Source organism: Sphingobium sp. CCH11-B1 (genome assembly GCF_001556865.1).
In the GTDB taxonomy this organism is placed as follows: Bacteria; Pseudomonadota; Alphaproteobacteria; order Sphingomonadales; family Sphingomonadaceae; genus Sphingobium.
The window spans coordinates 1-11,558 of sequence record NZ_LSJY01000193.1 but is presented as its reverse complement, the minus strand read 5'-3'; the positions used below and the strand labels follow the sequence as shown (position 1 = coordinate 11,558).

Here is an 11,558-nt window from a genome sequence, read left to right as displayed (position 1 = left end):
CAGGATGACCGGCAAGACCTGCGCTATTTCAGGCTTCGCCTAAGGAATCGCGCTAGTCGCGCGATGCGGATCGTGGAGCCAGCAGACAAGCCATCACCCCCTTCGCCGCCTCGCAGGATCCGCGCGTTGCAGAACCGGGTCGGGGATGCAACGAGTTGCGTCGCCAAGCTGCGCTAGCTGAAATGGGGCCGGCGACGTTTGTCTGTTTTCAACAGAAGCGCCGGCCCCATTTCAGCAAGCTCCGCTAGGCTCCCGTGCCTGTTGCATCCCCGACCCGGCCCTGCGCCTTCGGACCTGCGAGGGCGGCTCCGGGTGCGATGACTTGTCAGCCGGCCCACGCTCCCGTTCCATTCAAACAGAACCAGCCGCTCCGCGGCCGGTGCGTCTTCGTTTTTTGTTGGCCGCTGGCGCGGCCGTTCGATGCTCGGGCTCACCAAGTACGATGGATTTCTGTCAAGAAATCAATCACATGGAAGTCATGGAGGGGAGGGAGTAGAGTTCAGTTGTGGCCGGGAAAGAGAAACGGACCACGACACAGAGAAAGGATGAAGTCATGAAGATCGGTAGCTTCAAATTCGACGAACGCGCCAGCGACATCATTGGCAAGATCGCCACCCGCGAAATGCGTTTTCCCTATCTCATCATGCGCCGCGTCGAAGATCGACAGAGCGACAGCGCCCCCGTCTATGAGATTTACGAGACGAACCGCGCTGGCGACGAAATCCAGATCGGGGTCGTCTGGGAACGCAAGATGCGCTCCAATGACGAGGTGTTCCTGTCCGGCATGATCGACGATCCCAGCTTCCGCGAACCGCTCCCCATCGCCCTCTTCGGGGACGAGACCAACGGCTTTGACGTCCAGTGGCGGCGCGAACGCGAACGCGAGGCACAGGGCGGCGGCTTTGGTGGACGGTCGAGCAGCGGTCAGCGCCAAGGTGCCGGGGCTGGCGGTTTCGGCGGACGGTCGGGCGGCGGTTTCTCCGGCGGGAGCACCGCAGGACCGGACGGCGGATATACCGGCGGCGGGCGCAGCCTTGACGATGAGGTGCCCTTCTAAGGGCTAACCAAGGCGGGCCGGGGGAGCGCTGGAACGCTTCCCCGGTCCTGAACCGTCATCCCGTCACAAGGAGTGCATCCCATGAGCAAGCCAACGGCCTCGCGCAGCGTTAGCAGCTTTGCCGACCTGCCGGAACTCTATGCCGAACTTACCGCCACCCCCGATTTCGTGGCGTCCTTCGGCGATCCCTTGCCCCTCAGCATCATCGAACCGGACGAGGAACCGGGCGAATTTCTCATGCCCGATCCCCTCGCCGCACAGGCGGAATGCGGCGGCATCATCGCCGCGATTTTCGACCTGCTAGGCGATACACGGCTGGACCCGCTCGCCCCCGAACTCGCATGGGGCTTCGTCAACAGCTTTCATTTCGTGGCGAACAAACTCGAAGGCCGCGAGGACAGGCTGGCCGATACCATCCGCGACATGGCCCGCCGTCTGGAACCGGGCGAGGTGTTCAACAAGGAACTGGAAGACACCCAGCTTGAATGCCAGTCGGTCGCCGAACAGCGCGCCGCCATGGAAGCCATGCGCGACTATGCAGCGGCGATGTATCGCGCCTATGCCGGTCGCCCATGGTCGCCCGCCAAGGGATCGCGTGCGTCCCACGTCACCACCGCCAGCCAGATTTCGGCGCTCGACTTCCTGCGCGCAAGGTCCGAACGGCGGCGCGATCGCTACGACCCGCAAGGCCCGGTCGTGGTCGTTTCCGGCCCGCAGGACTGGCACGATTGGCGCATCATCTGGGGGCGGCTCGACCAGATCAGGGCGCGCATTCCGCACATGGTGCTTGTCACCACCGGGCAGCGCCTTGGCGTGGATGCAGCCGCCGCCGCATGGGCCGCACAGCGCGGCGTTATCTGCATCGCCTTCGGTCTCTATGGGCGCGGCAACGGAAAAGCCTTCAGGCGCAATCGCAACATCGCCGAGCTTATGCCGGTCGAGGCGCTTTTGTGCGAAGGATCGGGCATCCAGTCGAGCCTGTACGACCTGTTCAACCCGCAACAGGGGCACCGTGTCCCCACCCATGTTTTCATGCGGGCGGATCAGGAACCCGCCGTGCCGATCAAGAAGAAGCGCCGCGTCATAGCGGCCTGATCGCACGACAAATCAAGAGAAGGGCCGGGGCGGGAAACCGCTCCCGGCCCCAAGTCGTGCCTTTGGCACGAGCGAGGGAAACCCGAACTGTTTCCCCCGCGCCGTTCCTTTTGCCGGGCGTACCGCCCGCCAACGTCACTCCCCCTTCCGCTAAGGATGCACAGCCTTTGCGGCATCATCCCCGCCAGCCGGGGGAACAACCGCGCGCTTGCGAGCCGCCCCCGCAGACGGTTCCACCTGGACGCCCTGTGCCGTCAGTCCCTTGAGCGCGGAAATCGCAGCGCTACCGCCAACCCGGATCGCCTGGCCGATCACATCGCGAAACTCGCGCTCGCTCAGCCGTTCGACCGGCAATTCCGTCACCAGCTTTCCATAATGCGCGCGCAAGCTGCGCCGTACCGTCTCAGCTTCCCGCGCGAGATTGTGCTGATCGGCCTCGATCTTCGCGAGCCGCTCGCGCTCCGTCATCTTGGGCATTCTTAGACTCCTTGCTCAAGGAGGTCTGCCCGCCAGCACCGACTATCCATCAAGGACCAGCACCATGCAATGCCTTACCCACCATCGGAACACGATTGGCAGGACGCTTTCCCCTGTTGGGGGAGACCCGCCCCGACCGGAATCGAGCAGGCGCAGCGGGCAAGCGCGCTGCGGAGGAGGGACGCACGCCGAAGGCGAGTGTAATGCACCCCACGCACGGGTGCTGCGGGCGCGAATCGCGCGGATTTCCGCCACTTTTCGTCGGCACAGAGCGGCTGTCGATCTGGCACTGATCGGCTGCCGCCGGCAGCCACGCCCTGTCGTTCCAGACCCTAAGCGATTGATCTGTCTTGGCACTTAGTGGCTGCCACCGGCAGTTTTGATAAATTGTTGAGAACAGGTCGTAATTCGGTTATAAGAGCTGCGCTTCACCACGTTGCTGGCGTGTCGGACAAGGAGTCCGCCGCTTGGCACGCATCACAATCCGCATAGACGATGACCTCTATGCGCGCCTTTCTGTCCAGGCACGCAATGCCGGACTCGGCGCAGCGACCTATTGTCGCGATATCCTCGAACGCTTCGAAGGCAGTGATCCTTCGGGCTATCACGCCCGTTTTGACGAGCTCCATGCGACGGTCATTCAGGCCTTCGCCATTCTCGCCACCTCGGTGGGCGAGCGTTCGCCCGATATCCTCCAAAAGGGACTGGGTGAAGCGCGCCGCCTCCTCCGTGAGAGGGGGCTGCTCGATCCCGAGCAGGACCGGCCGTGAGCATCTTTCGCCATGACACACTTGGCTCCTGGACGCGGGGCGGCCAGGCCATCGTCCACAATGTCCGCATGACCACCCAGGTCTTCTACCAGACCTCCATCGCAGGGCTGGTGATCTGGATCGGCGGCATCGTCTGGTACGCGCTCGAAAAGTCTTCCGAATACGAACGCTTCGTGATGCTCAAGATCACGCAAGCCTATTTCATGGGCGATACGCTGCCCGGCAACGCGACGCCGATCCTGTTCAAGACACCGGCAGGCCAGCAATATTGGACCACGCCCAAGGCGCTCATCAGTTCGGGTGTAGCGCATAAGACGCTCGCCGCATTCGAGACCTATCTCCTCCATGGCGCGCTCCTCGCAGGTGCGTTCGCTCTCGCCATGTTGGGGTGGGCCTGGTTCTACTTCACCCGGACGGGCAAGGGGCTCGGCTCCAACCAGTTCCTGCGCGGGGCCAGGTTCGGCACAGTGCGGCAGGTACGCCGGGCGCTGTGGCGTCATGCCAAGGGCAGCTTCGAAATCGGCGGGGTCAATGTGCCCGACGCCTTCGAACCCGAACATATCCTGCTCTGCGGCGCCCCAGGTACCGGCAAGACCAACATCATCGTCAAGATGCTCGACGGCATCCGGAAGCGGAAACGACGCGCCATCGTCTATGACACGGCTGGAACCTTCGTCGAGAAATTCTACCGGCCCGGGATCGACATCCTGCTTAACCCCCTCGATGCGCGGGCGGATTGCTGGTCGCCCTGGGTCGATGTGCCGCGCGACTATCATTACGATCAGATCGCCGAATCCACGATCCCCGACAAAACCGGCGATCCCTTCTGGGCGAAGGCCGCGCGCGGCACGCTTGTTGCCGTAATGAGGAAGCTCGCGCGGCAGGAACGCACCCTCGTCTCGATCCTGCTCGATACGCTGCTGCGTTCCAAACTGAAGGATCTCGCCGCCTTCGCCGCCGGTACCGATGCGGCGGCGTTCATCTCGACCGAGGGCGAGCGCACCAGCGCCGGCATCCAGGCCGAGCTCGCCTCTGTGATGCGCAGCTTTTCCTATCTCGACGACACCGCCGATGGCTTCTCGATCCGCGACTGGGTCGCCAACGAGAAGGACGACAGCTGGCTCTTCATCACCGTCAAGGCAGATCAACTTCCCTCGCTCCGCCCCCTGATCACGGTGTGGCTTGATATCGCGATCAGCGCGATCATGAGCATGACGCCTGATCGCAATCGGCGCCTCTATTGCGTCATCGACGAGTTGCCGACCCTCCAGCGCCTACCATCGCTCGGAGACTTTCTGGCCCGCGCGCGGAAGTATGGAGGCTGCGGTATCTTGGGCTTCCAAAGCTATCCGCAGCTGGAGGCGACCTACGGCATTCAGGATGCCGCAGCGGTCACGGGTTATTGCTCAACCTGGGTGGCTTTGCGCGCCAACGACACCCCCACGGCGAAGCATGTCAGCGAGAACCTGGGACAGGTCGAGCAGGTCGAGGCCAATGAAGGCATGTCCTACGGGGTGAACGACATGCGCGATGGTGTGAACCTTTCGCGCATGCAGGTGACGCGGCCTTTGGTGATGCACACCGAGGTCACCAATCTGCCAAACCTCATGGGCTATCTGCGGTTCGGTCGTAGCCTGCCGGTGGTCCGGTTCGAGGACAGTTATAATAAGGTCGCCTCCATCGGCGAAGCGTTCGAGGAGCGGGGCACCGCTCCCGCGCGCATGGAGGTTCCGGTCGCGTTCGAGCCCCCGGCACCCGCGGCTGAGACACCACCGGCCAAGCCGAAAACAACCACCGCAAAAAAGCGACGCGCTACCCGAGCTGATCCCGAAGAGGAGTTGCCGCTCGTGCCGCCCGCCGAGGGACCGGATCCGTCGATGCCGCCCACCAATGATGAGCCGGCCGACGCCGCTCAGGAAGGGAGACCGATCGACCCGCCACCTCCACTCGAATTGTTCGGTAAGCCAGCCGGTTTCCGCCTGAGCCAGCACGGCCGTCATGACGGCGCCCGCAACACGGCGAGGCCGGCATGATCAACCCGATCCGCCTTAAGGGCAAACCCGCCAACATCGCCCGCTATTACACGGTCGGCGATTACTACACCAAGGGCTCCGAAGAGCATTCCGAATGGGGTGGCAAGATCGCCGCCGAGCTCGGCCTGGAAGGCGATGTCGATCCTGCCGTCTTCAAGGAACTGCTCGCGGGCAAGGTCGGTGACCAGCAACTGGGCCGTCGCCGGAAGGACGGAGAGATCCAGCATCATCCGGGCTGGGACTTTGCGGTCAATGCTCCAAAGTCGGTCTCCATCATGGCGCTGGTCGCGGGTGACGACAGGATCGTGGAAGCGCACGAGCAGGCCGTCACGGTGGCGCTTTCGTATCTCGAAGAACACGCCCTCATGCGGCATCGCGTCGACGGCGAGGTGACCGAGAAGACGACGGGGCGGCTGATCTGGGCGCGCTTCACCGAGCATGCCTCCAGGGAACTCGACCCGCATCTCCACACCCACGTCGTGGTCATGAACATCACCGACGAGCGGGATGGTGCAAAGAAGGTCAGCCTCGAAACGCGCGCGATGTTCGCCGAGCAGATGACGGCTGGGCAGGTTTATCGGAACGAACTGGCACATCTCCTCCGGGAGCGCGGCTACGATGTCGAGTTCGACCCACGTCGGGGCCTGTTCGAGATCAGGGGCGTCCCCAGGGACCTGATCACTGACATGTCGCAACGAGCCGAACAGATCGAGGCACATGCCAGGGAGCATGGGCTTACTGGGCAGGCGGAGCGGCAGAAGGCTTTCTATGCCACCCGTGGACCGAAGCAGAAGGTCTCGCTGGAGGAGCTTCACCAACGGTGGGACGGGCGGCTCGGTCAACATGCCGAGGCAGTGAAGGACACGCGTGCCGATGCCGAGAAAATCGGTGAACGGCCCATCGAGGTCGATGGTCCGACCGCCGCGCGGGCGATGCTGTTCGGTATCCGCCAATCGGAAGGCAAAGAAGCGGTCAACAATCTCGGGCGGCTGTTGCAGACGGCTCTGGCCTCGCATGTCGGCGAGGTCCGCCTTTCCGATGTGCGGCCCGTTGTGGAGGAGCATCAGGAACGGGCCAAGCTCCTCGAAACGCGGCACCGCACCGGCGACGAGGTCCACACTCGCGGTCGCACGACACGTAAGACGGCGCGCCTCGAAATCGCTCTATCCGACCAACTGGCGCTTGCGCTCAACGACGCCCGACCGTTGGCGTCGGTTGAAGCTTTGCGTGACGCGGGGATCGCTCGCGATCTTAAACCCGAGCAGAGGACGGCGCTCCTCCATATCGGCACCTCTGATCATCGGGTGGTCGCCGTGCATGGCGTTGCGGGATCGGGCAAGTCGACGATCATCGGTGCGCTACGCGAGGCTGTGCGGGAGGGGGCAACGCTGATCGCCCTTGCTCCGACCTCATCTGCTGCAGGCGAACTGGGGCAAAAGGCTAATATCGAATCGCGCACGGTGGCGAGCCTGCTTGCCACCGGCGGAGCGAAACTCGATGACAGCCATGTCCTGGTGGTCGACGAGGCCGGCCAGCTTGGCAACCGTCAGGCGATCCGGCTGCTGGAGATCAGCCGCACCACGGGTGCCCGCCTGATCCTACTCGGCGATACCCGCCAGACGGGTGCGATCGAACAGGGCAAGCCCTTCTGGCTGATGATGCGGCTCGGCATGCCGAAGGCCGAACTCAAGGACCCCGTCCGCCAGGAGAATGACGGCATCATGCAAGCCGTCCGGCTGGCGCGCCTCCAGAATTACGATGGTTCGCTCAAGGCGCTGGATGCGGTTACCAGCGGTGCGGACAGCGAGGACCTGGCCAAGGCGCTGGTGGCTGACTGGACGAGGCTCAGTCCCGAACAACGCGCGAAGACCAATATCCTCGTTCTCGAGAACACCACCCGCCTGATCGTCAACACCAGGATCCGGGAGGCGCTCAAGACGGAAGGCGCGCTTGCCGCCGAAGAGGCCCGGCTGTCGATCCTGTCGCCCTCGGGCATGACCGACCAGGAAAAGCACTTCGCGCGCTTCTACTCCCGCGGCCAGGTGGTGACCTTCTCCCGGGATAATGTTGGGCTCGGTATCGCTCGCGATGCCGAATATCGGGTGATTGGAACAGGTCGCGATGCTCGCGGCCGCCAGACGGTCAATCTGGTCGACGAGCATGGCAGGACCATCCAGTGGGATCCGCGTCTCGGGCGGGCGTCGCAGATCAACGTGTTCAGGGAAGAAGACCGCACACTTGCGGCCGGCGACCGCATCCAGTGGCGTCTCGTCAACAAGGAGCTGGAACTTAAGAACGCCGAGCGCGGCACGGTTGAAAAACTCGAAGGCCAAATCGCCACGGTAAGATGGGACCGTGGTAACAGGGTTCAGGAAATTGATCTCTCCCAGCACAGAAACTGGGACCACGGCTATGGGGAGACCGTCTACTCTGCGCAGTCGAAAACCTACGATCGCGTTTATGTCCTGGCCCCCGTGAACTCGCCGTTGGTTACCGGCCAAAACTATTACACCGCCATCACACGCGCCCGGTTCGGAGCCAGACTTTGGACCGAGAACCGGGAAAAGCTGGTCGATAAGCTTAAGCTGCGGTCAGGTGAGAAGACGTCCTCGCTTCAGGGGCTAGGTCGGATCGAACGCGACAGCGTCAAGGGGCGGAGCGCCCAGCATGGTGACCGCTGGGATCGTCTTCGCGATGAGCAACGTGCGGAACGTGAGGCACACAAGGATCGTCAGCGCGCGGCGCAAGAGGAACGAGCGAAGCTGCAGCCGGACAGTCTGGCCGCTTATTTCGCGGCCCGAGCGCAGGCGGCAGCCCGATCGTTGGATCAGTGGCTCACAACCCTCCTGGAGCGCGCTCGTGGTGGTGGGGATCACGAAATCGGACGGGCCGATGGGCACCAGCCACAGTCGCCGTCGCCGCAGGCTCCCGAACCTGCCCACGCTCCTTCCCAAGACCACGGAGGCGGTCATGATCGTTGAAATTGGCTTATGCTTTGTCGTTGTCGCGATTGTGCTCCTTGCCTGGTTCCTTCGTGGTTCCCGCGCTCCGCTGACACATCGATGGAGGCGTCGACAGGCACGGACCATGTGCCGCCAATTGCAAGGTCGCGATCGTTCTCAGCCGGCGGGGATGGCTTTTGCCCGGTTGCGCCGCATGGATCCCTTGGCTTTCGAGGAACTGCTGCTGGAATGTCTTGAGCGGCGCGCGATCAAAGTGACCCGAAACCGGCGATACACCGGTGATGGTGGTGTTGATGGAAGGATAAGGATCTGCGGTGAGGTCTGGCTTATCCAAGCCAAGCGCTACGCAGATACGATACGGCCAGAACATGTTGAAGCGTTCGCACAGCTATGTGCGGTGAAGCACATACCGGGCCTGTTCATTCACACCGGCCGAACCGGACTATCGACTAGAACGCTGCTCAATCGCTATCCTCACATCCAGATCATATCGGGAGATCAGCTTCTTGCTCTAATCCGCGGTGAACCCGTCTTTGTCAGGGGAAAGCGCATATGAGCCCCCCCATTTTTCGCCCTCGCTGGCGGTCGGGCTTCTATGCGTTGCCGGCAGTCATCGCAGGCATCTTCCTCCTTTCCGGTTCAGCCGCAGCGGCGACTGGTCCGATCAGATCTGCCCCCGCAGAACGTGAGATCGCTCGATGCATTCAATCCGCATCGGCGGGAAAATCATGGCTTGAAAAAACACTCTGGGGACTGCGCGATCAGGAAGCTGGATGGATCGGCGCGGAGGTGTTCAATACGAATGGCACTCATGACCTCGGCCCACTTCAGGTCAACAGCTCCTGGGTTCCGAAGTTTGCGGCGTTGACTGGCCGGTCGGAACGTTCCGTCCGGTACTGGTTGATCAACGATCCCTGCTTCAATGTGCAGGCCGCGCGATGGCTGTTCCTCGCGGCCTTGCGTACCACAGGCGACTATTGGAAAGCCGTAGGTGTCTATCACAGCCCTACGGCTTGGCGGCAGCATCGTTATGCTAGCTCCGTCGCGACGAAGCTGCGCGAACGATATGGCCTCGCTGTCTTCGATTAGGGTTCCTCAACCCGAACTTTTGGCGGACCTCACTTTCCGAGGCATCGAGCCACCCGGCTGCCGCTGGAAATTGGCCCATTCATCGAGATCATCGACCGAATATCGTATCCAGCGGCCGAATTTGTAATAGGCCGGGCCGCCGCCCAGGTTTCGATAGCAGGCAAGCGAGTGCCGGGTGATCGTCAGATATTTGGCAGCGATGGTAGGCGTGACGAGGCGAAGCGGCTTTACGTCATTGAGGTGGATTGCACCGCTAAGTTGATCGGACGTAAGGTAGCGGCGATCAGGTCCGTCAGCCATGATAGCGCATCTCCTTTTGAGCAGCAGTTTCGAGTGTGCCGCCGGCAACGAGGTCCTCCGCATCGATTGTCGGTGACTTTGTGGAACTGCCACCGGCGATGATAGCGGCACGGCGACGCGAGACCTTTTCCGCAGCCTGCCGGACTTGATCATCTTCGATGTGGACGTATCGCATGAAGGTTGTGACCGTCTTGTGGGCCGTCAGTGCCATTCCCACCCGAAGAGGAACCCCCGAGTTCGCAATATCAGTGGCCGCTCGATGGCGGATGCCGTGAGTTCCGACATGGGTGAGACCGGCTGCTTCGATGATTCGCTTCCACGCCGACCAATAGCTGTGATTGCTGAGATATCGGTCAGAACGGTGGATTGCGGGGCATACGAATGGAGATCCTTCACGCCGTGGAATGCGCGCCAGGAGTTCGAGCGCCTCTTCGGTTAGCGGCTTTGAAATGCCTCCGGTCTTGCTGTCAGGCCACACGACTCGGCGTTCGTCGAGATCGATCCAATCCCAGCGCATAGTGATGATCTCGGACATTCGGGCGGCGAAGGCGAACTGAAGCCGGATGCCAAAGGTGAAGGAAGGATGCTCCAGTCCCTCTGCGTCGGCCCGGTCAAGGTAGGAGAACAGCTTCTCCAACTCGCGGTTCTTGATGAGCCGTGTTCGCTTCCGCTCAGGATAGCGGGGGATGAGGCGGCAGGGATTCGTGCCATCGGATCGATAGCCCCATAGCTCGGCACAATTGAACATCTTCTTGAGACAAGCGAGAGTGGTGTTGGCGGCGCCGGGGGTGTGAGCCAACTGCAGCATTAGCGCGGATACGTCTGGACGCGTCAGGTCGGCGACCTTGATCTTCCCGAGTGCCGGGATGATGTGATTCTTGATGTTCTGTCGGTTCCGATCAACAGTGCTCGGCTTGTTGTGCGGGATCGAGTGCTGCTCGATGAACTGATTGCAAAATTCCCTGATGGTGGGGTTGGTGCGGGCGCGCGTCTTGTCCAGCGATGGATCACCGCCGGCGCGGACCCGAGCTTGCCATTCCTGGGCAAGCGTCCGGGCCTGCTCGACCGTCAATTCCCCGAACTGGCCGATCGCAGGCTTGCGGCGATTGCCGCCCACAGTGCGGTAGGAAAGCATGAAGACCTTGCGGCCGCTGGGCGTTACCTTGCATAGGAAACCGGGAACGACGCTGTCGCGAAGCTCATAGTCTGATTTTTCGGGCCGTGCGCTTTCGATGGCGGTCTTGGTGAGTTTTAGCGTGGGCATTTCGGTCTCCGGACTGCCCATTTTCCAGGAGCCACATAGGAGCCACGGGGAAGTGAAGCAGGTCGTACTAGGTCACAGCCGGGACAAGCATAATGCTGGATAAGTATATGATAAAGAAGTGATATTCCAACTCCAGCGTGTCCTGGCGCAGACCGTCGTAGCACCGAATCCGAAACTCAAAATCCGGTTCCGAAAGGAGTGTCGGTTCGATTCCGACCACCCGCACCATTCCACACTTCTCTACATCAAAGTTTGAAATAACTCTGAAAGGAGAAGTGGTTAGGGTGGTTCTATAGCCCCTTCCGCGCTCGTAAATGAGCCTCTCTGCAAAAGTCAGTTTTATCGCTGCTCGCTTGTCGTCGATATGCTCAGAAAGCCATAGTTTCTGCGGGTTTTCGAGAAACTGCATGGCGGTTCTATGCTGATGCTCAAAGGTCGCGATCGGGCGTCCGCAATGAGGATCAGCGTGCAATAGGCACCCCCTTCGTGGGGTGATCGGCGTGCAAAAAG

At 61.8% G+C, this 11,558-nt stretch carries 11 protein-coding genes; 7 read left to right on the top strand and 4 right to left on the bottom strand.

From position 1 onward, the window contains the following. Positions 1-553 precede the first annotated feature (553 nt). A complete protein-coding gene (locus tag AX724_RS19400; protein ID WP_066769844.1) occupies positions 554-1,057 on the top strand; it encodes a DUF736 domain-containing protein in 504 nt (167 codons plus the stop codon). 81 nt (positions 1,058-1,138) lie between these two features. Then, complete coding sequence (locus AX724_RS19395) at positions 1,139-2,152, top strand: DUF2493 domain-containing protein (protein ID WP_066769839.1); 1,014 nt, start codon at positions 1,139-1,141, stop codon at positions 2,150-2,152. A 150-nt stretch (positions 2,153-2,302) separates the two neighbouring features. On the opposite strand, the gene AX724_RS19390 is transcribed toward AX724_RS19395, so the two are convergent. Continuing rightward, the gene (locus AX724_RS19390; RefSeq protein WP_066769837.1) at positions 2,303-2,629 is read right to left on the bottom strand and encodes a hypothetical protein; all 327 of its coding nucleotides are present in this window, start codon (positions 2,627-2,629) and stop codon (positions 2,303-2,305) included. 467 nt (positions 2,630-3,096) lie between these two features. Here AX724_RS19390 and AX724_RS19385 point away from each other — a divergent pair, with 467 nt between their 5' ends. From AX724_RS19385 to AX724_RS19365, 5 genes are read left to right on the top strand one after another with little or no spacing between them, the layout of a single operon-like run. Beyond that, positions 3,097-3,399, top strand: a complete 303-nt coding sequence (locus tag AX724_RS19385) for a hypothetical protein (RefSeq protein WP_025291971.1) — start codon at positions 3,097-3,099, stop codon at positions 3,397-3,399. Further along, the gene (locus AX724_RS19380; protein WP_066769831.1) at positions 3,396-5,432 is read left to right on the top strand and encodes a type IV secretion system DNA-binding domain-containing protein; all 2,037 of its coding nucleotides are present in this window, start codon (positions 3,396-3,398) and stop codon (positions 5,430-5,432) included. The genes AX724_RS19385 and AX724_RS19380 overlap by 4 nt, the downstream gene beginning before the upstream one ends. Further along, positions 5,429-8,413, top strand: coding sequence for a MobF family relaxase (mobF, locus tag AX724_RS19375; RefSeq protein WP_066769828.1), 2,985 nt, complete (start codon positions 5,429-5,431; stop codon positions 8,411-8,413). Before AX724_RS19380 ends, mobF begins: the two co-directional genes overlap by 4 nt. Continuing rightward, positions 8,403-8,951 (top strand): restriction endonuclease, encoded by a 549-nt coding sequence (locus AX724_RS23140; protein WP_082733609.1) that lies wholly within the window; start codon positions 8,403-8,405, stop codon positions 8,949-8,951. Before mobF ends, AX724_RS23140 begins: the two co-directional genes overlap by 11 nt. Further along, the gene (locus AX724_RS19365) at positions 8,948-9,484 is read left to right on the top strand and encodes a lytic transglycosylase domain-containing protein (protein ID WP_231736764.1); all 537 of its coding nucleotides are present in this window, start codon (positions 8,948-8,950) and stop codon (positions 9,482-9,484) included. The genes AX724_RS23140 and AX724_RS19365 overlap by 4 nt, the downstream gene beginning before the upstream one ends. 6 nt (positions 9,485-9,490) lie before the next feature. Here AX724_RS19365 and AX724_RS19360 read toward each other — a convergent pair whose 3' ends face one another. From AX724_RS19360 to AX724_RS19350, 3 genes are all read right to left on the bottom strand, one after another. Beyond that, positions 9,491-9,784 carry a helix-turn-helix domain-containing protein gene (locus AX724_RS19360; protein ID WP_066769822.1) on the bottom strand — a complete coding sequence of 98 codons (294 nt, stop codon included), beginning with the start codon at positions 9,782-9,784 and terminating at the stop codon, positions 9,491-9,493. Further along, a complete protein-coding gene (locus tag AX724_RS19355; protein ID WP_082733610.1) occupies positions 9,777-11,048 on the bottom strand; it encodes a tyrosine-type recombinase/integrase in 1,272 nt (423 codons plus the stop codon). Before AX724_RS19355 ends, AX724_RS19360 begins: the two co-directional genes overlap by 8 nt. A 67-nt stretch (positions 11,049-11,115) precedes the next feature. Continuing rightward, positions 11,116-11,457: a hypothetical protein gene (locus tag AX724_RS19350; protein WP_066769820.1), complete on the bottom strand. Its 342-nt coding sequence runs from the start codon at positions 11,455-11,457 to the stop codon at positions 11,116-11,118. Between the last annotated feature and the right edge of the window lie 101 nt (positions 11,458-11,558).